Here is a 22,687-nt window from a genome sequence, read left to right as displayed (position 1 = left end):
TATACTGGGATCACTGAGCCGGAATTGCGACCGAAGAATGACCCTTTCCGGCGTTTTCCGTCCGTCCCAGCGCCGAAAGCGCATGGGCCACGATATCCTTCGCGGTCAGCCCCGCATCGATCAGCTGAGCCGCCGGCGTATTATGATCGATATAGCGGTCCGGCAGGGTCATCGGCCGGAACCGCAGCCCGTGATCGAACGCCCCGGTCCACGCCAGATGATGCGCCACCGCCGCGCCGAACCCGCCCGCAGCCCCGTCCTCGATCGTGATCAGAACTTCGTGATGCCGCGCCAGCTGATCGATCATTGCGGTATCGAGCGGCTTCATGAACCGCGCATCGGCCACGCTGGTGGTGAAGCCGCGCGCCGCCAGCTCGTCCGCCGCTTTCAACGCATCGTGCAGCCGGGGCCCGAGCGCCAGAATCGCGACGCTGCTGCCCTCACGAACCATCCGCCCCTTACCGATCGCCCAGGGTGTCCCGCGCGCCGGCAAGTCCCGCCCGATGCCATCGCCACGCGGATACCGGAACGCCGAGGGTCCATCATCGATCATCGCAGCGGTCGCGACGCAATCCATCAGTTCCACTTCGTCGGACGGTGCCATGATGGTAAATCCCGGCAGACACCCGAGAAACGCCAGATCATACACCCCGGCATGGGTCGCCCCATCCGCGCCGACCATTCCGGCCCGATCCATCGCGAACCGCACCGGCAGATGCTGCAACGCCACGTCGTGCACCACCTGATCGTACCCGCGTTGCAGGAAGGTCGAATAAATCGCACAGAACGGCGCCATCCCCTCGGTCGCCATCCCGGCTGCAAACGTCACCGCATGCTGCTCGGCAATCCCGACATCGAAGGTCCGGTCCGGAAACCGCTTGCCGAACGCATCGAGCCCGGTCCCTCCCGGCATCGCCGCAGTCACCGTCACGATATGCGGATTGACCTCGGCCTCGGCGATCAACGCGGTGGCGAACACCTTGGTATACGAGGGCGGCCCCGGCGGCGCCTTGGCCTGCTCGCCGGTCACCACATTGAATTTCGACACCCCGTGATATTTGTCGGCGGAGGCTTCGGCAGGCCCGTAGCCCTTGCCTTTCTGCGTCACGACATGCAGCAATATCGGCTCGTCGCCTTCCGCATCGCGCAGATTGCGCAGCACCGGCAGCAGATGATCCAGATTATGCCCGTCGATCGGCCCGACATAATAAAAGCCGAGTTCCTCGAACAGCGTGCCCCCGGTCAGAATCCCGCGCGCATACTCCTCCGCCCGCTTCGCCGTGCGCTCCAGAGTGCGGGGGAACCGCTTCGCCATCCGGGCGGCAAACTCCCGCAAATTCAAGAAACTGCGCGACGATATCAACCTTGAAAGATAAGCGCTCATCGCGCCCACGGGCGGCGCGATCGACATATCGTTGTCGTTCAACACCACGATCAGACGAGACTTGCTCGCCCCGGCATTGTTCATCGCCTCGTACGCCATCCCGGCGGACATCGCCCCGTCGCCGATCACCGCGATCACATTACGCTCCGGCGAATCGCCCCTGAGGTCGCGCGCCACCGCCATGCCCAACCCCGCAGAAATCGAGGTCGAGGAATGCGCCGCCCCGAACGGGTCGTATTCGCTCTCCGAACGACGGGTAAAGCCGGAAAGCCCCCCCGGCTGGCGCAGGGTGCGAATCCGGTCCCGCCGCCCGGTCAGAATCTTGTGCGGATAGGTCTGATGCCCGACATCCCAGATCAACCGGTCATGCGGCGTATCGAAGACCGCATGAAGCGCTACGGTCAGTTCCACCACCCCGAGCGAAGCGCCGAGATGCCCCCCCGTGACCGAAACCGTGTCGATCGTCTCGGCCCGAAGCTCATCGGCGAGCTGCCGAAGCTGCTCGCCCGAAAGGTTACGCAGATCCGAGGGGATTTTGACCCGGTCGAGCAGCGGCGTCCGCGGCGGCATCAGAGCCGGACCTCGGCACGAAATTCCGAAGTGTCGCTGCTGCGAAATGCCATCATGTCCAATCCTTTTCGATCCATCTCAACCCGGCCCGGTCGCATCATGTGTCACTTCCTGACGAAAGCGCAACGGCGATACCCGGCCTGATCAAGACCCTTTTCCTCTTCGGGACATAAGACGATCCACATCGGATTGAAACCGGTTAGCAGGAATGGTCAGCAAGCATGGCAAAACTGCCACATCCCCCCGCAACCGTACCAGCAGGGAAGCTGCCCCCGTGCTGCGCTGCGGTGCCGGGCCTTGCGGAATCGTGGCCCGATGACCTATTTGTCGTCTCTTGGAATGGGATCACGGTCGATGATGACCGGCATTCAACGGCCTTCTTCACCCGAAGGCTCCGACCGATCAGGAAAGGGCGGCTAATCGATGGACATGTCCCTCACAGCGGCGGCAACGGCAAGGGTCGACCCGGTCAACAATTCGGGCACCACCATGTCGGGCACCACCATGAAAGTCGTGCTCGCCCAGCCGCGCGGCTTCTGCGCCGGCGTCGAGCGCGCCATCGAAATCGTCGAGCGCGCCCTGGTCAAATTCGGCCCGCCGATCTACGTCCGCCACGAAATCGTCCACAACCGCCACGTCGTCGAAGACCTCCGCGCCCGTGGTGCGGTCTTCGTCGATGAAATCGCCGAAGTCCCCGATGGCGCGATCACGGTGTTCTCCGCCCACGGCGTCGCCCGCAAGGTGCAGCACGCCGCCGCCGAACGCGACCTGCCGGTGATCGACGCCACCTGCCCGCTGGTCGCCAAAGTCCATTCCGAAGGCCGCCGCTATGCCGGCCAGGGCCGCGAGATCATCCTGATCGGCCATGCCGGTCATGCCGAGGTCGAAGGCACGATCGGCCAGATCGATGGCAAGGTCTATCTGGTCCAGACCGTCGAGGACGTCGCGACCCTCACGGTCACCGACCCCGAAAAACTTTCCTACATCACGCAAACCACTCTTTCGGTCGACGATACCCGCGGGATCATCGCGGCACTCACTGCCCGGTTCCCCACCATCACCGGGCCGGACGTCCGCGATATCTGCTACGCGACCCAAAACCGCCAGGAAGCCGTCCGCCATCTGGCTGAACAGGTCGAACTCATCCTCGTGGTCGGCAGTCGCAATTCCTCCAATTCCAACCGCCTGCGCGAAATCGGTGCCGAACTCGGCCGCCCGTCCTACCTGATCGACGATGCCGGCCATCTCGAAGCCGCCTGGTTCGACGGCATCAGCACGGTCGGCGTCACCGCCGGCGCCTCGGCCCCCGAGGTTCTGGTGCGCGGTGTGCTCGAAGGCCTCAAGCGCTTCGGCCCGATCGAGGTCGAAATGCTGGCCGGCACGCCGGAAGACGTTCGGTTCAAACTGCCGAGCGAAGTCAGCGACGACTAAACACGCCGATCCGGCGTATCAATTGAATATAAGGGTTTCAGGAGTTTCTCATGGGCGTGCCGCTCAATCAGGCGATCAAAGTCGGAGCCTACGTGCTCAAGCAGCATCTCACCGGGCGCAAGCGCTACCCACTGGTGCTGATGCTCGAACCGCTGTTCCGCTGCAACCTCGCCTGCTCCGGCTGCGGCAAGATCGATTACCCGGCGCCCATCCTCAACCAGCGCCTCTCGGTGGCCGATGCGCTCGAAGCGGTCGATGAATGCGGCGCGCCGGTCGTCGCCATCGCCGGCGGCGAGCCGCTGCTGCACAAGGAAATGCCGGAAATCGTCGAGAAAATCCTCGCGCGCGGCAAGTTCATCTATCTCTGCACCAACGCGCTGCTGCTCGAAAAAAAGATCGACCAGTACAAGCCGCACCAGAATTTCTGCTGGGACATCCATCTCGACGGCGACAAGCAGATGCACGACCACGCGGTGAGCCAGGAAGGTGTCTATGAACGCGCGGTCGCCGCGATCAAACTGGCCAAGTCCAAGGGCTTCCGCGTCTCGATCAACTGCACCCTGTTCGACGGCACCGACCCCGCCCGCGTCGCCGGCTTCCTCGACACCGTCAATGAAATCGGCGTCGATGGCGTCATGACCTCCCCGGGCTACGCCTATGAGCGCGCGCCGGATCAGGAGCATTTCCTCAACCGCCAGCGCACCAAGGAACTGTTTCGCGCCATCTTCCGCTACGGCAAGGAACGCAAGGGGCGCGGCAAGGCGTGGAAATTCAACCAGTCGCCCCTGTTCCTCGATTTCCTCGCCGGCAACCAGACCTATAAATGCACCCCCTGGGGCAACCCCACGCGCAACGTGTTCGGCTGGCAACGCCCCTGCTATCTGCTCGGCGAAGGCTATGCCAAGACCTACAAAGAGCTGATGGACACGACCGACTGGGACAAATACGGCGTCGGCAATTACGAAAAATGCGCCGATTGCATGGTCCATTCCGGTTTCGAAGCGACCGCCGTGGTCGATTCGGTCAAACGTCCCTGGAAAATGGCAAAACTCGCGATTCAGGGCATCCGCACCGAAGGCCCGATGGCGGCGGACATCCCGCTCGACCATCAGCGTCCCGCCGAATTCGTCTTCTCGCGCCATGTCGAAAACAAAATGGCCGAAATCCACGCCAAACCCGCCCCGGTCGACAGCGCGGATTGAACCCCAACCCCGATGCGGGCCACCCGGCCCGCATCGCCCCGCCTGCATCGCCCCGTGCACATCGCACCCGCTCGACATCTCTCCGGTCCGCCCTACATCCTGACCGAACCGGAGGATCTCTCATGGCAGATTATCGCAAAACCCAGGACGCAATTGCGGCGCTGACGCCCCAGCAATACCGCGTCACCCAGCAAAACGCGACCGAACGGCCCGGCACCGGCCCGCTCCTGCACAACAAGGAGCCGGGGATCTATGTCGACATCGTCTCCGGCGAGCCGCTGTTCGCCAGCGCCGACAAGTTCGAATCCGGCTGCGGCTGGCCCAGCTTCACCAAGCCGATCGAACCCGCCTACGTCGCCGAAATCCGCGACACCTCGCACGGCATGATCCGCACCGAAATCCGCTCCCGCCATGGCGACAGCCATCTCGGCCATGTCTTCAATGACGGCCCGCGCGACCGTGGCGGCCTGCGCTACTGCATCAATTCGGCCTCCCTGCGCTTCATCCACCGTAACGACATGGTGGCACAGGGCTACGGCGATTATCTCTCTCAGGTGGAGGAAGTGGCATGAGTACCGAACGCGCAATCCTGGCCGGCGGCTGCTTCTGGGGAATGCAGGACCTGATCCGCAAACTCCCCGGCGTGGTCTCCACCCGCGTCGGCTATTCCGGTGGCGACGTGCCCCACGCGACCTACCGCAACCACGGCACCCACGCCGAAGCGATCGAAATCATCTTCGACCCCGACCGCATGAGCTTCCGCCGCCTGCTCGAATTCTTCTTCCAGATCCATGACCCGACCACGAAAAACCGCCAGGGCAACGATATCGGCCTCAGCTACCGCTCGGCCATCATGTACACCAGCCCCGCCCAGAAAGCGGTCGCCGAGGACACCATCGCCGATGTCGATGCCTCGGGACTCTGGCCCGGCAAGGTCGTCACCGAACTACTCCCGGCGGGCGATTTCTGGGAAGCCGAGTCCGAACATCAGGATTACCTCGAACGCCTGCCGAACGGCTACACCTGCCACTTCATCCGCCCCGGCTGGCGCCTGCCCCATCGGAGCGACGCCGCCGCCTGACCCGAACCGGCTCCCCGATCGCCAAAACCCCGATCGCCAAAACCCCGATCGCCCAAACCCCGATCGTCCAGACCCCGGATTGCCAAAGCCCGGCAGTATCCGATAGGCAGGGACCATGAGCATCCGGATCGGCATCATCGGCATCACCGGGCGCATGGGCACGCTGCTGGAACAGGCCGTGCCCGCCTCCGGGGCCACCTTCGCGGGCGGCATCGGTCGCGGCGGCGACCTCGCCGCCCTCGCCGGAGCCGCGGACGCATTGATCGACTTCACCGTCGCCGCCACGGTCAGCCACCACGCGGCACTGATCGCAGCGTCAGGAACGCCGTGGGTTCTCGGCACCACCGGCCTCACCCCGGCCGATCAGGCGGCGGTCGCCCATGCGGCGGCGATCATCCCGGTGTTTCAGGCCGCCAATTTCGCCCCCGGCGTCAACCTCGTCCTCGCCCTCGCCGAGCGCCTCGGCGCAACCCTGCCCGCCGAAACCCACGACGCCGAAATCCTCGAAATGCACCACCGCCAGAAGATCGACGCTCCCTCCGGCACCGCGCTCGGCCTCGGCCACGCCATCGCGCAGGGCAGGGGGGTCGACCTCGCCGCCGTGATGCAATCGGGGCGCGATGGCCATACCGGCCCGCGCGAAACCGGGGCCATCGGCTTCGCCGCCCTGCGCGGCGGCCAGATCGTCGGCAGCCACAGCGCGATCTTCACCAGCGCCACCGAACAGATCACCCTGACCCACCACGCGCTCGACCGCCGGATCTTCGCCGAAGGCGCGGTCCGCGCCGCCATCTGGCTCGCCGGGAAACCTCCCGGCCTCTACGGCATGCGTGACCTTCTCGGACTGTAACCCTCACCAATCTTGACCCTTGCCCGGCTTTCCGCCAATGCCCGATGGCTCGGGCATCCGGCCAGGGCGCTCCCCGGCTTCGGGCAATCGCGACAAGAGGAGAAATCCATGCGCGACCAAGGCGAATTTCTGTTCACTTCGGAATCGGTTTCCGAAGGTCACCCCGACAAGGTGGCCGACCGTATTTCCGACACCGTGCTTGATGCCTATCTGGCAGCCGACCCCTATGCGCGGGTCGCCTGCGAAACCCTCGTCACCACCAACCAGATCGTCCTCGCCGGCGAAACCCGCGGCCCGGCCTCGATCACCAACGAATACCTCGCCCATCTCGCCCGCATGGCGGTGCAGGATATCGGCTACGATCAGGACGGATTTTCCTGGCGCGACGCCAATATCGACGTCCTGCTCCACGCCCAGTCCGCCGATATCGCGGTCGGCGTCGATGCCTCGGGCAACAAGGACGAAGGTGCCGGCGATCAGGGCATCATGTTCGGCTACGCCTGCACCGAAACCGAAGCGCTGATGCCCGCGCCGATCCACTACGCGCATCTCATCCTGCGCCGGATGGCGGAGCTCCGCAAAATCGGCGACACCCGCGCCGCCGGCCTGCAACCCGACGCCAAGAGCCAGGTCACCCTGAAATACATCGACGGCAAACCGGTCGGCGCCACCTCCATCGTGGTCTCGACCCAGCACGATGAGGGGCTCAGCCAAGGCGCGATCAAATCGATGCTCCGCCCTCTGATCACCGAGCTTCTGCCCGAAGGCTGGATGTGCGGCGACGAGCATTTCTACGTCAACCCGACCGGTAATTTCGTCATCGGCGGCCCCGACGGCGATTGCGGCCTCACCGGGCGGAAAATCATCGTCGACACCTATGGCGGTGCCGCGCCCCATGGCGGCGGCGCCTTCTCCGGCAAGGACCCCACCAAGGTCGATCGCTCGGCCGCCTATATGTGCCGCTACCTCGCGAAAAACGTGGTCGCCGCCGGCCTCGCCACCCGCTGCACCATCCAGGTCAGCTACGCGATCGGCGTCTCCCACCCGCTCTCGGTCTATGTCGATCTCCACGGCACCGGCAAGGACGTGGAACAGGCCAAAATCGAGCGCGTCCTCCGCGAATCGGTCAACCTGACCCCGCGCGGCATCCGCGAGCATCTCCACCTCAACCGCCCGATCTACGTGCCCACCTCCGCCTACGGCCATTTCGGCCGCGAACCCGATGCCGAACTCGGCACCTTCACCTGGGAAAAGACCGATCTGGCCCCGACCCTGAAATCGGCGTTTGGACGTTAATCCAGCCATGGCGATCAAACCGCCGCCCGACCGTCTCTACGGTCGGGCGGTCGGCCACACCCTCCGCGCCCGTCAGGCCGAGCTGATCGAAACCCTGCTCCCCCGCCTGCGCTGGCCGGTCCCGTTCACCATCACGCCGCGGGAAACCTGGCTCGAAATCGGCGCCGGCGGCTTCGAACACGCCGAAGCCATCGCCCGCCTGCACCCCGAAATCGGCCTGATCGCCTGCGAGGTCTTCGCCAACTCGATCGCCTCGCTCCTCTCGCGCCTCGCCCCGCTCAACGGGGTCGAGACCATCCCGCCCAACCTCCGCGTCCACGACGACGATGCCCGTCCCCTGATCCGTTCGCTCCCGGACGCCTCGATCGCCCGCGCCTACCTGATGTTCCCCGACCCATGGCCGAAAGCCCGCCACGCCAAGCGCCGCTTCGTCCACCCCGCCACCCTGGCCGACCTCGCCCGCATCCTGAAACCGGGCGGCGAATGGCGCATTGCGAGCGACGATCCCACCTACCAGTCATGGGTCGATCAGGTCTTCGCCGAAACCACCCTGTTCACCCTGCTGGAGGCCACATCCACCCGCCCGGCGGACTGGTGCCCCACCCGCTACGAAGCCAAGGCGATCCGCGCCGGCCGCACCCCCCGCTACTGGCGCTTCGCCCGCGCCTGAACTCCAGGATCATGACCACCGCCCACCCGACCGCCTCAACCGCCGCAGCCGCCAGAGTCATGGCCGCAGGCGTCGCCAGCATGGTCCTCACCTTGGGCCTCGCCCGCTTCCTCTATACGCCGCTCCTGCCGCTGATGCAGTCGCAGGCCCATCTCTCGGTCGCGGGCGGCGGCTGGCTCGCCACCATCAACTACGCCGGCTACATGACCGGCACCCTGCTCGCCGCCTCGGTGGGCGACCTCGCCGCCAAATTCCGCCTCTACCGCGCCCTGCTCATCGTCGCCCTCATCGGCACCGCCGGCATGGGGCTCACCACCAGCATGATCGTCTGGGCCATCCTCCGGTTCGCCGCCGGCGTCTCCGCCGTCGCCGGCCTGCTGCTCAGCTCCGGCCTCGTGATGAACTGGCTGCGCCAGCATGGCCGCCGCCTCGAACTCGGCATCCATTTCGGCGGGGTCGGCCTCGGCATCGCAGTCTCCGGCCTGCTCGCCATCGCCATGGCCGGCTCGCTGAACTGGGCCGATCAATGGATCATCGCCGGTGCCGCCGGCCTCCTCCTGCTGATCCCCGCCTGGCTCTGGATGCCACCGCCCACCCCCATCGCGAGCCAGCGCGCGGCGATGCCCGACCATCCCCCCACCCGGCTCTGGCTCACCTTGTTCAACATCGCCTATTTCTGCGCAGGCGTCGGCTACGTCGTCAGCGCCACCTTCATCGTCGCGATCGCGGCCCACAACCCCGCTCTGCACGGCGATGGCAACTTCATCTGGGTCGCGGTCGGCCTCGGCGCGATCCCGGCCTGCCCGCTATGGGACCGCATCGCACGCCGCACCGGCGACAAACCCGCCCTGCTCGCCGCCTTCGCCCTGCTCCTCCTCAGCATCGTCCTCGCGGCACTGACCACCGGACCCGAAGGCATCTTCCTCGGCGCGATCCTCTACGGCGCGTCGTTCAACGGCATCACCAGCATGACCCTGAGCATCATCGGCCGCCTCTACCCGAGCAACCCGGCCACCGCGATGGCGCGCCTGACCATCAGCTTCGGTGCCGCCCAGATCATCGCCCCCGCCGCCTCCGGCATCATCGCCACCATGACCGGCAGCTACCGCGGCGCCCTGTTCATGGCCGCCGCCACCATGCTGATCGGCATGGCCGTTCTCGCCGCGCTGCCGCGCCCCGAACCCATCGCCTGACCGCCGCAGGGGTTATCGTGCAGCGCAACAATCCCCATCTCTCCCGACAACCAACCGCAGCAATGGATACGAACATGTCGCCCACCGGCACCCCGCTTTTCGAACCCGTCACCATCGGCGATCTCACCCTGAAAAACCGCATCGTCATGGCCCCGCTCACCCGCAGCCGCTCCTCCGATGCCGGAATCCCCCCCGAATTTGCCGCCGAGTACTACGCCCAGCGCGCCACCGCCGGCCTGATCATCTCGGAAGCGACCAACATCTCCGCCCAGGCACGCGGCTACGCTCTCACCCCGGGCATCTGGACCGCCGAACAGGTCGAAGCCTGGCAGCACGTCACGAGGGCGGTCCACGCCAATGGCGGCATCATGTTCCTCCAGCTCTGGCACACCGGCCGCATCTCCCACCCCGATCTGCACGACGGCGCGCTTCCAGTCGCGCCCTCCGCCATCGCTCCCAAGGGTCAGGCCTTCACCAATAGCGGCCTGAAGGACCACGTCACTCCCCGCGCGCTCGAAACCGACGAAATCCCCGCCATCGTCGCCGACTACGCCCACGCCGCCCAATGCGCGAAGGATGCCGGGTTCGACGGCGTCGAAATCCATTCCGCCAACAACTACCTGCTCGACCAGTTCATCCGCGACAGCACCAACAAGCGCACCGACCGCTACGGCGGCTCACTCGAAAACCGCCTGCGCTTCCCGCTCGAAGTCGTCGCCGCGGTCACCAAAGTCTGGGGCGGCGGTCACCGCGTCGGCCTGCGTCTCTCGCCCGGCACCACCATGCCCGGCGAAACCCCGCTCGATTCCAACCCGATGGCAACCTACGGCGCCTACGTCGCCGAACTCGCCAAATCCAACCTGCTCTACATCCACGACATCGAAGGCATCACCCAACTCAGCCGCGCGCCCGACGGCATCGACTACATGGCTTTCCGCAAAGCCTTCACCGGCGCCTATATCGCCAACAACAACTACACGCGCGAGCTCGCCGAAAGCACCATCGCCGAAGGCAAGGCCGACCTCATCAGCTTCGGTCGCCCCTTCATCGCCAACCCCGATCTGGTCGACCGCCTGCGCACCGGCGCCCCTCTGGCGGATGCACCGAAACCCTACTGGTACGGCGGCAACGCCAACGGCTATTCCAACTGGCCGGGCATGAACGGCCCCATCGCCCTGAAATCCTGATCCCTTATTGGCGCGGATGGTGGCACGCCACCATCCGTCCCGCGCCATCCGCCATCAGTTCAGGCCGCACGCTCCGGCATATCTCGGTCGCAAACGCGCAACGCGGATGAAACGGGCACCCGTCCGGCGGGTTTGACGGGCTGGGCGGATCGCCCGCCAGCACGATCCGCGAGCGCCGCGCGGCCCGCGCCGGATCGGCCACCGGCACCGCCGAAATCAACGCCTCGGTATAGGGATGCGCCGGTGCCGCCAGCACCGTCTCGGTCGCCCCGATCTCGACGATCCGCCCGAGATACATCACCGCCACCCGGTCCGCGATCTGCCGCACCACGCCCAGATCATGGGCAATGAACAGCAGCGCGATCCCCCGCGCCCGCTTCAAATCGGTCAACAGATTGATAATCTGCGCCTGCACCGAAACATCGAGCGCCGAAACCGGCTCATCCGCCACGATCAGCCGGGGCGACAGCGCCAGCGCCCGCGCAATCCCGACCCGCTGGCGCTGCCCGCCGGAAAACTCATGGGGAAACCGGTCCAGATGCTCGGGCCGCAACCCGACATCCGCGATCAGCCGCGTCACCGTCTCGCGGATCGCCGCCCGATCACCCCGGTGATGCACCACCAGCGGCTCGGCCACGATATCCCTGATCCGGCGGCGCGGATTGAGCGAGGCATAGGGGTCTTGGAAAATCATCTGCAAATCCGCCCGGGTCGCCCTTAGCGCCGCCCCGCGCTGCCGGGTGATATCCACCCCGCCCAGCGCCACCGAGCCCGAGGATATCTCGATCAACCGCGTCACGCAGCGCCCCAGCGTCGATTTCCCGCAGCCGGATTCCCCCACCAGCCCCAGCGTCTCGCCATCCCCGATGCTGAACGAAACGGTATCGACCGCCCGGACCTCGACCCGCCCGCCCCGGCTCAGCGCGCCGCCGCTGACATAGGTTTTGCTCAACCGATCGACCGTCAGCAACGCCCCGCTCATGCCGCCAGCACTCCCGCCCGCGCCGAACCCCGCTCGCCCTCCGGAATCACGCACGCCACCGCATGATCCGCCCCCGCCAGCGGCGGCGGTGCCACGCGGCACGCATCCCGCACGAAACCGCAGCGCGGCGCGAACGCGCATCCCGCAGGCCTGCGGTCCAGCGCCGGTGGCAATCCGGGGATCGTCGCCAGCCGCTCCCGCCGCACCCCATCCAGCGCCGGCATCGAGCCGAGCAGCCCCCAGGTATAGGGATGGCGCGGATCGGCGAACAAATCCGCCGTCCTCGCGCTCTCCACGATCCGCCCGGAATACATCACCGCCACCCGGTCGGCGGTCTCCGCCACCACCCCGAGATTATGCGTGATCAAAATCACCGCCGAATTGAAATCATCCCGCAATTTGCGGATCAGTTCGAGTATCTGAGCCTGCACCGTCACATCGAGCGCCGTGGTCGGCTCATCGGCCAGCAGCAGCGCCGGATTGCACGATAGCGCCATGGCGATCACCGCCCGCTGCCGCTGCCCACCCGAAAGCTCCATCGGATACCGCGCCGCGATCCGCGCCGGATCGGGCAGCCCCACCGCATCGAGCAACTCCACCGCCCGGGCCTTCGCCGCCCGGCGCGACAGATCGGTATGCACCCTGATCTGCTCGGCAATCTGCGCCCCGATCGAAAACACCGGGGTCAGCGCCGTCATCGGGTCCTGAAAAATCATCGCGATCGCCCCGCCCCGCAACCGCCGCAGCGTCTCCGGTGCCTGACCCACCAGTTCCTGCCCGCGAAACCGGATCGAGCCGGTAACCACCGCATTGGGGTCGCCGATCAGGTCGAGCACCGCGAGCACCGTCAGGCTCTTGCCCGACCCCGATTCCCCCACGACCCCCAGAATCTCCCGCTCCGCCACCGCAAGCGACACCCCGTCCACCGCGCGGACCAACCCGTCCCTTGTGCGAAAACTCACCGCCAGATCGGTCACGTCCAGCAATGCGCTCATCGCCGCAGCCTCATCCGCGGATCGAACGCCGCATAAACGATATCCACCACCGCATTCGAGACCACCACGAACACCGAGGCATAGATCACGGTGGCCATGATCATCGGCAGATCGAGCGTCTCCAGCGCCTGATAGGTCAGGTAGCCCACGCCCTGCAGCCCGAACACCACCTCGGTCAGCAGCGCCCCGCCGCCGACCAGCACGCCGAAATCGAGCCCGAACAGCGTCACCACGCTCACCAGCGAACAGCGCAGCGCATGGCGCAGCAGCACCTGCCGCCCGGTCAGCCCCTTGGCCCGCGCGGTGCGGATGAAATCCTCCTGCATCGTCTCGATCAGCGCCGCCCGCAGCACCCGCGCATAGAGCCCGATATATAAAATCGCCAGCGTGATCCACGGAATGATCAGCGCCTTGAACCACCCGAACGGCGATTTGCTGAAATCGATATACCCCAGCGGCGGCACCCACGAGAACAGCAACGTATGATGCCAGATCCCCTGGGTGAACAAATTCGCCACGGTCCCGACCCAGAACACCGGCATCGAAATCCCGATCAGCGAAAGCACCATCAGCAACCGGTCGATCCACGTGTTCCGGAACGCCGCCGCCGCCGCCCCGATCACCACGGCGAACAAAATCCAGATCACCGCCGCCCCGCCGACCAGCGAAAGCGTCACCGGCGCCGCCCGGAACACCTGGGGCACCACTTTCTCCCCGAGATTGACGTAGGAGGTCAGGTTTCGCGTGATGAAAATCTTCTTCATCATCAGCCCATACTGGACCGGCAAAGGCCGGTTCAGCCCGAACTGCTGCTCCACCCGCGCGATCGTCTGCGGCGAGGCGTTCTTGCCCGCGATCCGCGCCGCCGGATTGGCCCCCGGTGTCGCAAAGAAAATCAGGAACACCAGCACCGAAATGCCGAACAGCACCGCCACCATATGCACCAGCCGGCGAAAGATGGTCCCGATCATCTCAGTTCCGCAGCTTTGCGCGCGGGTCGAGCGCATCGCGCAACCCGTCGCCGAGAATGTTCAGCGCCAGCACCGTAATCACGATCGCGAGCCCCGGCGCGATCGCCACCACCGGCCGGGTATAGATCAGGCTCTCCCCGTCATGAATGATGGTCCCCCAGCTCGCCGCCGGCGGCTGCACCCCGATCGACAGAAACGACAGCGCCGCCTCGGTGAGCAAATCCAGCGCCACGATCAGCGGCGCGAACACCACCAGCGCCGAAATCACATTCGGCAGAATATCGTACCACAAAATCCGCCATGCCGGCGCCCCGATCCCGATCGCCGCCATCACATACTCGCTCTGCCGCAGCCCGATCACCAGCCCCCGCACCGGCCGCGCCACATAAGGCACATAGATCACCCCGATGATCGTGATCGGCAGCGACAGGCTCGACGCATCGAGCCGGAACAACCCGAAATCGATCCCATGCGCGATCAGCACGACCGAAAGCGAAATCGCGAGCAGAAACACCGGAAACGCCCAGAGCGCATCGAGCAGGAACGAAATCGCCCGATCCACCCAGCCGCCGAAAAACCCCGCCAGAATCCCGGTCAGCGCCGCCAGCACGAGGCACACCACCGCCGAGGCGAAACTGATCAGCAGCGAATTCCGCCCGCCATACAGCATCCTCGCCGCAACATCGCGCCCCTGCTGATCGGCCCCGAGCATATACGGCCCCAACCGCCACGAGGGCCCGATCGGCTCGATCCCGAGATGCAGCGGATTATCTGCCGCCCCCAGCACCTCCATCGTCCGGCCATGCCGCACCACCGTCCCCGACAAATTCGACTGAAACGGGTTGGTATGGGAAACATGCTGCGCATACCACGGTGCCGCCGCGCAGAGCAGCGCGATCACCACGAGCACCGCGAGCGAAATCATCGCCGCCCGGTCCCGCACCAGCTTCCGCCCCGCCGTCGCCCAATAGCCCGGGGCAGGGGGGGCAAGCGTCTCGTTCGCCGTCACATCGCTCATTTGACCACCGCGAGCTGGGGCAGAAACATGTATTCCCCGCTGAACGTGAATTTCTTCAGCGACGACGAGGTGAAATCGAGCTTGGCCACCGAAAACAAACTCACCACCACCGCGCGGCGGGTGATCTGATGATCGACATGCGCCCAGATCGCATTCGCCGCCTTCGGGTGCAGGAGCGAGAGCGTCTCCGCCTTGGCCATCTCGTCATCGATCGCCGGATCGCAGAACCCGGATATGTTGATCGAATTATCCGATCCCTTGCGGAATGAATGGCACGAGAACAGCACATCGAGAAAATCCGACGCCGCCGGATAATCCTGATCCCAGTCGGTAATCGAGATCTGCACCTTGTTATTGGTGTTCTGGATGTAGTTGAACTCGATATTCGACGAAATCGGCTTGACGTTGGCCACGAACCCCAACCGGTTGAGCACGTCCTGCAGATAAATCCCGATCTGGCGGAACGGCGCCTGCACTTCCGTGATCACCGTGACATGCTGCCCGATCATCCCGGATTTCTTCATGTATTCATGCGCGAGCGTCCAGTCCGGCGCCGACCATTTCGCCCCGGGGTCCTTGGTATAGGGGCAATAGGCCTGATACCCCGGCATTTCCGGCGGCAATATCTGGCAATCGGGCTTCGCCAGCGCATTGCCGCCGAACAGCTTCACCATCGATTCGCGGTTGACCGCGTATTCCACCGCGAGCCGCGCATCCTTGTTGTTGAAGGGCGGAATATTCACGTTCATCGGCGCGTAATAGAACCAGTTGACCGGATGGATATGCACCTGTCTGGTGAATTTCGTCGCAATCTCGTTCAGCCGGTCCGCCGGCACATCCTCGAACATCCAGTCATACTGATCGTTCTCCACCGCCGTCACCTGCGCCTCCGGCGACAGGCCGAAACTGTAGTCGATCTGATCGGGATAACCCCGGGGCTGCGCCAGCCTGCTCCATTGATGGAAATACGGGTTGCGCACCATCACGATCCCGCCCGAAGGATTGAACGATTTGACCATATAGGCCCCGGTGCCGGGGACTGGTGTGGTGCCCATGTCATGATCGGGCGTATCGGCGGGCAGGATTGCGCCGAACGGCACCGCCAGCTGATCGAGAAACTCGGAATCCGGGTGCCGCAGATGAATCGTGATGGTATTGCTCGCGGCATCCGCCACCACGCCCGGCAGCGTGCAATGCTCGGGATGCGCGTTGCAGGTCCGCCCGCCCACGATTACATCGTACCAGGTCCCGGCATTGGGATTGTTCACCTTGAACAGGCGGCGGAAACTATGCACCACCGCCTGCACCGTCAGATCCTGACCGTTGGAGAATTTGATCCCCCGGCGCAGATGAAACACATAGGTCAGCCCGCCATCGGTCGGCTTGGGCACCTCGGTCGCCAGATCCGGCACGATGCTGAGCGACTGTTTCCCCCCGGTCTTGGCAAACGTCACCAGCCCGTCATACATCGCCTGGAAAATCTCCCAGTAGCGCTCGGTATAATTGATCTGCGGATCGAACGAGCCCGACCCTGCGGTGGTGATCAGCCGTAGCGTCCCGCCATACCGGTCATCGCCGGTCGCCGCCCGCGCCGTCCCGCACAGCGCCACCACCACCAGTAACGTGGCAAACCACCTCATGAAGCGGGCAACAACCCGACCAGCCGTTCGGCCTCCGCCACAATCGGGTTGGCGATCGCCGCCGCCCGCGCAGCACCTTTCTGCAGGACCGCATCGATATGATCCGGTGCCGCCGCCAGACGCAGCGTCTCGGTGCGGATCGGTGTCAGCTTCGCCACCACCAGCTCGGTCAACCGCTCCTTGAACGGCCCGAACCCCTGGCCGCCATGCGCGCGCAGCACCTCGGCAGGCGAAATATCGGCCAAGGCGGCAAAAATCCCCACCAGATTGCGCGCCTCGGGCCGCCCCTCCAGCCTCTCCGGATGATCCGGCAGATCGGCCGGATCGGTCTTCGCCCGCCTGATCTTCTGCGCGATGGTATCGTCATCATCGGTCAGGTTGATCCGGCTCTGATCCGAAACCTCCGATTTCGACATCTTCTTGGTCCCGTCCCGCAGGCTCATGATCCGCGCGGTCCCGCCGATGATCCGGGGATGGATCGCCGGAAAAAACTCAACCCCGTAATCATGGTTGAATTTCTGCGCGATATCGTTGGCCAGTTCCAGATGCTGGCTCTGATCCTCGCCCACCGGCACCTCGGTCGCATGATACGCCAGAATATCCGCCGCCATCAGGTTGGGATACACGAACAACCCGGTCGAAACCGCCTCGCGATCCTTGCCCGCCTTGTCCTTGAACTGGGTCATCCGGTTGAGCCAGCCGAACCGCGCGACGCAGTTGAAAATCCACGCCAGCCGCGCATGGGCATGCACCGCCGATTGATGAAACAATATGCTCCGCTCCGGATCGATCCCGCAGGCGATCAGCAGCGCCGCATTGGTCCGCGTCTGCGCCCGCAACGCCGCCGGCTCCTGCCACACCGTGATCGCATGAAGATCGACGAGGCAGTAAATGCTCTCATTGCCCTCCTGCAACGCGACCCAGTTGCGGATCGCGCCCAGATAATTGCCGAGATGCGCGATGCCGGTCGGCTGAATGCCGGAGAAAATACGTGCCATGACCCCGTGTATCAGCCGGCTTGCGCGGCGGGGTCAAGCTTCGCCGGCCGCCGCAGCGTCGCCCGCAATTCATCGAGCCGGAACGCCCCGATCGCAAGCCCGATCCCGCCAAATCCGACCATTCCGAACATGATCAGAACCCCCAGCGCCACCGCCTCCGGCAACCGCATCAACGCCGTCTCGCGCAACAAAATAAGGATACCCGCCATCGCCACGCTCGCCAGTGCAATCCGCACCACCCGCCCGACCAGCCGCGCATCGGGCGCAAAATCCCCATGCCGCCGCAGCAGCACCGCCAGCATCGCCACGTTGAACCACGCCGCGATGCTGGTCGAGAGCGCGATTCCCACCTGCTGCAACGGGTGCATCAGCGCCAGATTCAATCCCAGATTCAACGCCACCGCCGCCAGCCCCACCTTCACCGGCGTCTTCGTATCGCCCCGCGCGAAAAACCCCGGCGCGAACAATTTCACCAGCACGAAAGCCGGCAGCCCGAACGCATAGGCCGCGAGCGCCGCCGCACTCCGCATCGCATCCGCATCCGAATATGCCCCATGCGCGAACAACGTCCGCATGATCGGCAGCCCGATCGCCCCGAGCGCCACCGCCGCCGGCAGCGTCAGCAGCACCGCGAATTCCAGCGCCCGGTTCAGCGTCACCCGCGCCGCCGCCGTCTCGTTCCGCCGGAAATGCCGCGACAGGCTCGGCAACAGCACCGTCCCCACCGCCGCGCCGATCACCCCCAACGGCAACTGATTCACCCGGTCGGCATAATACAGCACCGAAACCGTCCCGTTCGGCAGCAGCGAGGCAATGATGGTATCCACCGTCAAATTCAGCTGCGTCACCCCGGCCCCGATCAATCCCGGCCCGATCCGGCGGATCACCACCATCGCCCCCGGCGTCAGGCGCGGCCAGCGCAGCCGCAACGGCGCGCCCGCCCGCACCAGCGCCCGCCCCAACAGCCCGAACTGCACGATCCCCGAAAGAGCCACGCCATAAGCCAGCGCCTCCGGCACGCGCTCGCCCCGGTCGTGCAGCACGAACAACGTCCCGATGATGCACACATTGAACAAAATCGGTGCCGCCGCCGCCGCCGCGAAATGCCCCCGCGCGTTCAGCACCCCCGCGAACAGCGCGCACAGGCAAATCAGCCACAAATAAGGAAACGTGATCCGCGACAGATGCACCGCCAGCGCGAATTTCGCCGGCTCCGCCCGAAACCCCGGCGCCAGCACATCCAGCACATAGGGCATGAACAGCATCCCCAGCACCATCAGCCCGAACAGGAACACCACCATGATCGCGGTGACATCCTCGGCCAGCCGCCGCGCCGGCGCTTCCCCGTCATGGCTCAGCGTCCCGGTATAGGCCGGAATGAACGCGGCACTGAACGCCCCCTCGCCGAACAGCCGCCGGAACAAATTCGGCAGCCGCAACGCCACGAAAAACGCATCCGCCGCCGGCCCCGCGCCGAGCAGCGCCGCAATCAGAATATCCCGGGCAAACCCCAGCAACCGGCTGCCCATCGTCCAGGCGCCCACGGTAAACGCATTACGGATCATCCGGCGTCACTACCCCGAACCCCCCGCGCTGGCCACCGCTCCGGCCGCCGCCGGCTCGGGCAGAATGAACCCGTCCGCCGGATAATCGGTAATCCCCAGCGCCCGCACCGGCGGCCACCACACCCGCACCAGCGTCCAGTTATTCGCCGGGGAAACATCCACCACCGGCTGCCCATGCTCGATGCGGTGCGCCACCCAGTTCGCCTGGGTCACCGCAATCTCGCGCGGCCCCAGGATCCGGGTCACCACCGCCAGATGCCCCTCATCCATGTCGCCATGCCGCCGCAGCACCAGCACCGCCCCCACCTCAGGCACCCGGCTCCGCACATACCGCCCCGCCGCCTCATCCCACCACCGCCAGGCATTGCCCGACAGATCGATCCCGGAAGTCGTCCGCGCATACGGCACGCACGACAAATCGGTCCGCGCCCCATACGCATTCATCCCGGTGCGCGGCGCACCCCCCGCGCACCCCGCCACCAGCCCCGCCGCACCCAGCGCCAACCACCCGACTCGCATGGCGCGATTTTATCAGAACGATCTCTCTGCTAGGTAAACATTATGGATACGATCTATCGTGGCGACATCTCCACCCGATCAGGCCGCCGCAACGCCTGGATCGACGCGCTGTTCATCGACCACGCCATCCTCCGCCTCGGCTGGACCAATTTCGCCGCGGTGAAACCCGGCGCGCTCTACCGCTCCAACCACCCGGTCCCGTTCCGCCTCGCGCAATTCACCCGCGAAGCCGGGTTGCGCACCCTGATCAACCTGCGCGGCCAGTGCCGCAACGGGTCGGACGCCCTCTCGCGCGACGCCGCAAACCGCTTCCACCTCGATTTCCACGACATGGCGCTCGACTCCCGTGGCGCCCCCCAGCGCGACCGCATCCTCCGCCTCGCCGAAATCTACCGCACCATGCAGCGCCCGGCCCTGATCCACTGCAAATCCGGTGCCGACCGCGCGGGCATCGCCGCCGCCCTGTTCATCCTCACCGAAGGCGGCACCGTCGCCGCGGCCCGCACCCAGCTCACCTGGCGCTTCGGCCACATCCGCCATTCCAACACCGGCATCCTCGATGCCTTCCTCGATCTCTACGAACGCGAAGGGGAGGGGCGCAAACCCTTCCTCGCCTGGGTCGCGGAGGATTACGACCAAACCGCCCTGCGCACCGCCTACGACGCCACCAGCACCGCCGGCATCCCCCGCCGCATCGCCCGCTTCCTCAACGACCATCTCCTCGCCCGCGAATAATCGCGGTCGCGCCGCCCCCCCCCCCCGATGCGCCTTGACGGATACCCTACCCCCCTATACTAAAATCCCGAGACATCATGGCCCACCTGATCCGCGAAAAAAAACCGCTCCTCGCCCGCATCCGCCGCATTCAGGGCCAGATCGAAGCCCTGACCCGCGCCCTCGATGCCGAAACCGGCTGCGCCGACGTGCTCATGCTGATCGCCTCGGTGCGCGGCGCGGTGAACGGCCTCATGACCGAAGTCATGGAAGACCACATCCGCCACCACGTCGTCGATCCCGCAACCGACCCCGACCCCGAACGCGCCCGCGGCGCCGAGGAACTCATCGAGGTCCTCCGCACCTATTTGAAATGAACCCGCCATGACCCAGCCGATCACCGCAGCCGACGCCGAAATCCCGTTCGATCCGCCCGCCGGCCACTCCCACGTATTCCTCGGCCACACCAGTGCCCGCAACGAGCGCCGCACCTGGTTCGTCGTCGCCCTCTGCACGGTCATGATGGTGGTCGAAATCGTCGGTGGCCGCATCTTCGGCTCGATCGCCCTGGTCGCCGATGGTATCCACATGAGCACCCATGCCGGTGCCATGCTGCTCGCCGCACTCGCCTATCGCTACGCCCGCCGCTACGCCGGCGATGCCCGCTTCGCCCTCGGCACCGGCAAATTCGGCGACCTCGCGGCCTTCACCAGCGCCATCGTCCTCGCCTTCTTCGCCATCCTGATCGCAATCGATTCGATCAGCCGCTTCTTCCGCCCCGAACATATCGATTTCGCCGCCGCCATCCCGATCGCCATCCTCGGCCTGATCGTCAACGCCGCCAGCGCCCTCCTGCTCAGCGGCGGCCATGACCACGCGCACGGGCACGGCCACGATCACGGGCACAGCCACGGTCATGGGCATGACCATCACGACCACGCCCATCACGGCCACGCCCATGACGACGCCCCCCATATCCTCGAAACCGGCATCGGCCCGCTCGCCCTCACCATCTTCGAAGACGGCGTCCCGCCCCGCTTCCGCCTCACGGCACCCCACGCCGCCGCCGTGATCGAAACCATCCGCCCCAACGGCGCCAGCCAGTCCTTCGCCATGATCCCGCACGAAACCGGCCTCGAATCAGCCGAGCCGATCCCCGAACCCCACGAATTCCGCGCCATCCTCCATCTGACCACGCCCTCCGGCCCGGAACGCCACGAAACCGAATTCGCCGAAGCCGCCCACGACGCAGCGATCCATCGCGACAACAACATGCGCGCCGCCTACGTCCACGTCCTCGCGGACGCCGCCGTCTCCATTCTGGTGATCGTCGGCCTGCTCGCGGCCAAATTGTTCGGCTGGCTCTGGATGGACCCGGTCATGGGCCTGCTCGGCGCCGCCGTCATCGCCAACTGGGCCTACGGGCTGAGCCGCGCCGCCGGCGCCATCCTGCTCGACATGACCCCGAACGCAGACATCCCCCGCCGGATCACATCCACCCTGGAACGCACCGGCGCCCGCATCACCGACCTGCACGTCTGGCGCCTCGGCCCCGGCCATCTCGGCGCGATCATCGCGCTCGACCCCCGCAGGCCCGCATCATCCGGCGCCTCGCCGGACCATTACCGCACCCTGCTCGCCGCGATCCCCGACCTCTCGCACGTCACGATCGAGGTCCGGTCGTAACGCGTCTCAGCCTTCCGGCGGTGCCACGTTGATCGGGATCTCCCGCGCATCGATGCTCGGCTGATCTCCCAGCCCGTTCGCCGCATCCCCCTCATCCCCACCCTCATCGCGCCGCGACGAACCACCTCCGTTCTGGCCGCCATTCTGGCCACCTTGAGGCTGCTGCCCCTGATACCCGCCCTGGTGATTGCCCTGGGCCTGGTTCATCGCGCTGATGATCCGGAAATAATGCTCGGCATACTGATAATACGCCTCGGCCAGCACCCGGTCGCCGCTGCTCGACGCATCGCGGCCCATCTGCTGATACTTGTCATAAAGCTGCTGCGCCGTCCCGCGCACCCGCTGCTCCGGCCCCGAACTGTCGAACACATGGTTGCGGTTGAGCGGCGTGCCGCTCTGGAAACTGCGGAAATTACCCCCGCCGCCACCGCCACCGCCGCCACCACCACCGCCATGACGATTGTTGCGTCCGCGCATCCGTTTGATATTCATCGAAATTCTGTCATCCTGTTGCAGTGCGGCCCCACCATGGCGGGCCTACATGAGCCTACCGGATCAACTGATCCGCAAACCCGGCGATACATCGACTGATCATGGCGTGATCGTTCATACACACTCGATCCGGCGATATTTCACCACAGCACCCAATCTGAAACCAAAACCGGTCTCGCCGCGCTGTATGACCACCAACCCGGATCAAACCCACCCGGGTATCGAGGAATGCACGAGGTCAAT

The 22,687-nt window shown here is 65.5% G+C and carries 22 protein-coding genes; 12 read left to right on the top strand and 10 right to left on the bottom strand.

Features of this window, described 5'->3' with window-relative positions:
• Positions 1-10: 10 nt before the first annotated feature.
• A complete protein-coding gene (dxs, locus tag SIL87_RS10615; RefSeq protein ID WP_319614160.1) occupies positions 11-1,954 on the bottom strand; it encodes a 1-deoxy-D-xylulose-5-phosphate synthase in 1,944 nt (647 codons plus the stop codon).
• 489 nt (positions 1,955-2,443) lie between these two features.
• Here dxs and ispH point away from each other — a divergent pair, with 489 nt between their 5' ends.
• The 9 genes from ispH (at position 2,444) to SIL87_RS10570 (ending at position 10,864) form a co-directional block, all read left to right on the top strand.
• On the top strand, positions 2,444-3,385 hold the full coding sequence (gene ispH / locus SIL87_RS10610; RefSeq protein ID WP_405055268.1) for a 4-hydroxy-3-methylbut-2-enyl diphosphate reductase: 942 nt from the start codon (positions 2,444-2,446) through the stop codon (positions 3,383-3,385).
• Positions 3,386-3,435: 50 nt separating this feature from the next.
• Positions 3,436-4,587 carry an adenosyl-hopene transferase HpnH gene (gene hpnH / locus SIL87_RS10605; RefSeq protein WP_319614159.1) on the top strand — a complete coding sequence of 384 codons (1,152 nt, stop codon included), beginning with the start codon at positions 3,436-3,438 and terminating at the stop codon, positions 4,585-4,587.
• A gap of 122 nt (positions 4,588-4,709) precedes the next feature.
• Positions 4,710-5,159 carry a peptide-methionine (R)-S-oxide reductase MsrB gene (msrB, locus tag SIL87_RS10600; RefSeq protein WP_319614158.1) on the top strand — a complete coding sequence of 150 codons (450 nt, stop codon included), beginning with the start codon at positions 4,710-4,712 and terminating at the stop codon, positions 5,157-5,159.
• The gene (gene msrA, locus SIL87_RS10595; protein ID WP_319614157.1) at positions 5,156-5,668 is read left to right on the top strand and encodes a peptide-methionine (S)-S-oxide reductase MsrA; all 513 of its coding nucleotides are present in this window, start codon (positions 5,156-5,158) and stop codon (positions 5,666-5,668) included. Before msrB ends, msrA begins: the two co-directional genes overlap by 4 nt.
• Before the next feature lie 115 nt (positions 5,669-5,783).
• Positions 5,784-6,518, top strand: a complete 735-nt coding sequence (gene dapB, locus SIL87_RS10590; RefSeq protein WP_319614156.1) for a 4-hydroxy-tetrahydrodipicolinate reductase — start codon at positions 5,784-5,786, stop codon at positions 6,516-6,518.
• A gap of 108 nt (positions 6,519-6,626) precedes the next feature.
• Positions 6,627-7,814 carry a methionine adenosyltransferase gene (gene metK, locus SIL87_RS10585; protein WP_319614155.1) on the top strand — a complete coding sequence of 396 codons (1,188 nt, stop codon included), beginning with the start codon at positions 6,627-6,629 and terminating at the stop codon, positions 7,812-7,814.
• A 7-nt stretch (positions 7,815-7,821) separates the two neighbouring features.
• Positions 7,822-8,484: a tRNA (guanine(46)-N(7))-methyltransferase TrmB gene (gene trmB, locus SIL87_RS10580; RefSeq protein WP_319614153.1), complete on the top strand. Its 663-nt coding sequence runs from the start codon at positions 7,822-7,824 to the stop codon at positions 8,482-8,484.
• A gap of 11 nt (positions 8,485-8,495) precedes the next feature.
• Positions 8,496-9,677, top strand: coding sequence for a YbfB/YjiJ family MFS transporter (locus SIL87_RS10575; protein ID WP_319614152.1), 1,182 nt, complete (start codon positions 8,496-8,498; stop codon positions 9,675-9,677).
• 74 nt (positions 9,678-9,751) lie between these two features.
• Positions 9,752-10,864: an alkene reductase gene (locus tag SIL87_RS10570; protein ID WP_319614151.1), complete on the top strand. Its 1,113-nt coding sequence runs from the start codon at positions 9,752-9,754 to the stop codon at positions 10,862-10,864.
• A gap of 4 nt (positions 10,865-10,868) precedes the next feature.
• Here SIL87_RS10570 and SIL87_RS10565 read toward each other — a convergent pair whose 3' ends face one another.
• From SIL87_RS10565 to SIL87_RS10530, 8 genes are read right to left on the bottom strand one after another with little or no spacing between them, the layout of a single operon-like run.
• Positions 10,869-11,900: an ABC transporter ATP-binding protein gene (locus SIL87_RS10565; RefSeq protein ID WP_319614150.1), complete on the bottom strand. Its 1,032-nt coding sequence runs from the start codon at positions 11,898-11,900 to the stop codon at positions 10,869-10,871.
• Positions 11,843-12,841 carry an ABC transporter ATP-binding protein gene (locus tag SIL87_RS10560; RefSeq protein ID WP_319614149.1) on the bottom strand — a complete coding sequence of 333 codons (999 nt, stop codon included), beginning with the start codon at positions 12,839-12,841 and terminating at the stop codon, positions 11,843-11,845. The genes SIL87_RS10565 and SIL87_RS10560 overlap by 58 nt, the downstream gene beginning before the upstream one ends.
• Positions 12,838-13,812 (bottom strand): ABC transporter permease, encoded by a 975-nt coding sequence (locus SIL87_RS10555; protein WP_319614148.1) that lies wholly within the window; start codon positions 13,810-13,812, stop codon positions 12,838-12,840. Before SIL87_RS10555 ends, SIL87_RS10560 begins: the two co-directional genes overlap by 4 nt.
• Position 13,813: 1 nt before the next feature.
• On the bottom strand, positions 13,814-14,830 hold the full coding sequence (locus SIL87_RS10550) for an ABC transporter permease (RefSeq protein WP_319614147.1): 1,017 nt from the start codon (positions 14,828-14,830) through the stop codon (positions 13,814-13,816).
• Complete coding sequence (locus SIL87_RS10545) at positions 14,827-16,470, bottom strand: ABC transporter substrate-binding protein (RefSeq protein WP_319614146.1); 1,644 nt, start codon at positions 16,468-16,470, stop codon at positions 14,827-14,829. The genes SIL87_RS10550 and SIL87_RS10545 overlap by 4 nt, the downstream gene beginning before the upstream one ends.
• A complete protein-coding gene (gene trpS, locus SIL87_RS10540; protein WP_319614145.1) occupies positions 16,467-17,468 on the bottom strand; it encodes a tryptophan--tRNA ligase in 1,002 nt (333 codons plus the stop codon). The genes SIL87_RS10545 and trpS overlap by 4 nt, the downstream gene beginning before the upstream one ends.
• Positions 17,469-17,479: 11 nt before the next feature.
• Positions 17,480-19,033 carry a murein biosynthesis integral membrane protein MurJ gene (gene murJ, locus SIL87_RS10535; protein WP_319614144.1) on the bottom strand — a complete coding sequence of 518 codons (1,554 nt, stop codon included), beginning with the start codon at positions 19,031-19,033 and terminating at the stop codon, positions 17,480-17,482.
• A gap of 9 nt (positions 19,034-19,042) precedes the next feature.
• On the bottom strand, positions 19,043-19,552 hold the full coding sequence (locus SIL87_RS10530; protein ID WP_319614143.1) for a CHAP domain-containing protein: 510 nt from the start codon (positions 19,550-19,552) through the stop codon (positions 19,043-19,045).
• Between the two features lie 42 nt (positions 19,553-19,594).
• On the opposite strand from SIL87_RS10530, the gene SIL87_RS10525 reads away from it, so the two are divergent.
• From SIL87_RS10525 to dmeF, 3 genes are all read left to right on the top strand, one after another.
• Positions 19,595-20,287, top strand: coding sequence for a tyrosine-protein phosphatase (locus SIL87_RS10525; RefSeq protein WP_319614142.1), 693 nt, complete (start codon positions 19,595-19,597; stop codon positions 20,285-20,287).
• Positions 20,288-20,364: 77 nt separating this feature from the next.
• Positions 20,365-20,643, top strand: coding sequence for a metal/formaldehyde-sensitive transcriptional repressor (locus tag SIL87_RS10520; RefSeq protein ID WP_319614141.1), 279 nt, complete (start codon positions 20,365-20,367; stop codon positions 20,641-20,643).
• A 7-nt stretch (positions 20,644-20,650) separates the two neighbouring features.
• Positions 20,651-21,952, top strand: a complete 1,302-nt coding sequence (gene dmeF, locus SIL87_RS10515; RefSeq protein ID WP_319614140.1) for a CDF family Co(II)/Ni(II) efflux transporter DmeF — start codon at positions 20,651-20,653, stop codon at positions 21,950-21,952.
• A 6-nt stretch (positions 21,953-21,958) separates the two neighbouring features.
• Here the strand turns inward: dmeF and SIL87_RS10510 are convergent, their stop codons facing one another.
• Complete coding sequence (locus SIL87_RS10510; RefSeq protein WP_319614139.1) at positions 21,959-22,444, bottom strand: DUF4167 domain-containing protein; 486 nt, start codon at positions 22,442-22,444, stop codon at positions 21,959-21,961.
• Positions 22,445-22,687: the final 243 nt, after the last annotated feature.

Source organism: Acidiphilium acidophilum (assembly GCF_033842475.1).
In the GTDB taxonomy this organism is placed as follows: domain Bacteria; phylum Pseudomonadota; class Alphaproteobacteria; order Acetobacterales; family Acetobacteraceae; genus Acidiphilium; species Acidiphilium acidophilum.
Note: the sequence above shows the minus strand (reverse complement) of the source record. Positions and strands in the feature narration are given on the sequence as shown.

What these genes read in the sequence shown, in the direction of transcription:
- dxs (WP_319614160.1), bottom strand. Translation starts at nt 1,954, where the DNA reads ATGCCGCCGCGGACGCCGCTGCTCGACCGGGTCAAAATCCCCTCGGAT.
- ispH (WP_405055268.1), top strand. Translation starts at nt 2,444, where the DNA reads ATGTCGGGCACCACCATGAAAGTCGTGCTCGCCCAGCCGCGCGGCTTC.
- hpnH (WP_319614159.1), top strand. Translation starts at nt 3,436, where the DNA reads ATGGGCGTGCCGCTCAATCAGGCGATCAAAGTCGGAGCCTACGTGCTC.
- msrB (WP_319614158.1), top strand. Translation starts at nt 4,710, where the DNA reads ATGGCAGATTATCGCAAAACCCAGGACGCAATTGCGGCGCTGACGCCC.
- msrA (WP_319614157.1), top strand. Translation starts at nt 5,156, where the DNA reads ATGAGTACCGAACGCGCAATCCTGGCCGGCGGCTGCTTCTGGGGAATG.
- dapB (WP_319614156.1), top strand. Translation starts at nt 5,784, where the DNA reads ATGAGCATCCGGATCGGCATCATCGGCATCACCGGGCGCATGGGCACG.
- metK (WP_319614155.1), top strand. Translation starts at nt 6,627, where the DNA reads ATGCGCGACCAAGGCGAATTTCTGTTCACTTCGGAATCGGTTTCCGAA.
- trmB (WP_319614153.1), top strand. Translation starts at nt 7,822, where the DNA reads ATGGCGATCAAACCGCCGCCCGACCGTCTCTACGGTCGGGCGGTCGGC.
- SIL87_RS10575 (WP_319614152.1), top strand. Translation starts at nt 8,496, where the DNA reads ATGACCACCGCCCACCCGACCGCCTCAACCGCCGCAGCCGCCAGAGTC.
- SIL87_RS10570 (WP_319614151.1), top strand. Translation starts at nt 9,752, where the DNA reads ATGTCGCCCACCGGCACCCCGCTTTTCGAACCCGTCACCATCGGCGAT.
- SIL87_RS10560 (WP_319614149.1), bottom strand. Translation starts at nt 12,841, where the DNA reads ATGAGCGCATTGCTGGACGTGACCGATCTGGCGGTGAGTTTTCGCACA.
- SIL87_RS10555 (WP_319614148.1), bottom strand. Translation starts at nt 13,812, where the DNA reads ATGATCGGGACCATCTTTCGCCGGCTGGTGCATATGGTGGCGGTGCTG.
- SIL87_RS10550 (WP_319614147.1), bottom strand. Translation starts at nt 14,830, where the DNA reads ATGAGCGATGTGACGGCGAACGAGACGCTTGCCCCCCCTGCCCCGGGC.
- SIL87_RS10545 (WP_319614146.1), bottom strand. Translation starts at nt 16,470, where the DNA reads ATGAGGTGGTTTGCCACGTTACTGGTGGTGGTGGCGCTGTGCGGGACG.
- trpS (WP_319614145.1), bottom strand. Translation starts at nt 17,468, where the DNA reads ATGGCACGTATTTTCTCCGGCATTCAGCCGACCGGCATCGCGCATCTC.
- murJ (WP_319614144.1), bottom strand. Translation starts at nt 19,033, where the DNA reads ATGATCCGTAATGCGTTTACCGTGGGCGCCTGGACGATGGGCAGCCGG.
- SIL87_RS10530 (WP_319614143.1), bottom strand. Translation starts at nt 19,552, where the DNA reads ATGCGAGTCGGGTGGTTGGCGCTGGGTGCGGCGGGGCTGGTGGCGGGG.
- SIL87_RS10525 (WP_319614142.1), top strand. Translation starts at nt 19,595, where the DNA reads ATGGATACGATCTATCGTGGCGACATCTCCACCCGATCAGGCCGCCGC.
- SIL87_RS10520 (WP_319614141.1), top strand. Translation starts at nt 20,365, where the DNA reads ATGGCCCACCTGATCCGCGAAAAAAAACCGCTCCTCGCCCGCATCCGC.
- dmeF (WP_319614140.1), top strand. Translation starts at nt 20,651, where the DNA reads ATGACCCAGCCGATCACCGCAGCCGACGCCGAAATCCCGTTCGATCCG.
- SIL87_RS10510 (WP_319614139.1), bottom strand. Translation starts at nt 22,444, where the DNA reads ATGAATATCAAACGGATGCGCGGACGCAACAATCGTCATGGCGGTGGT.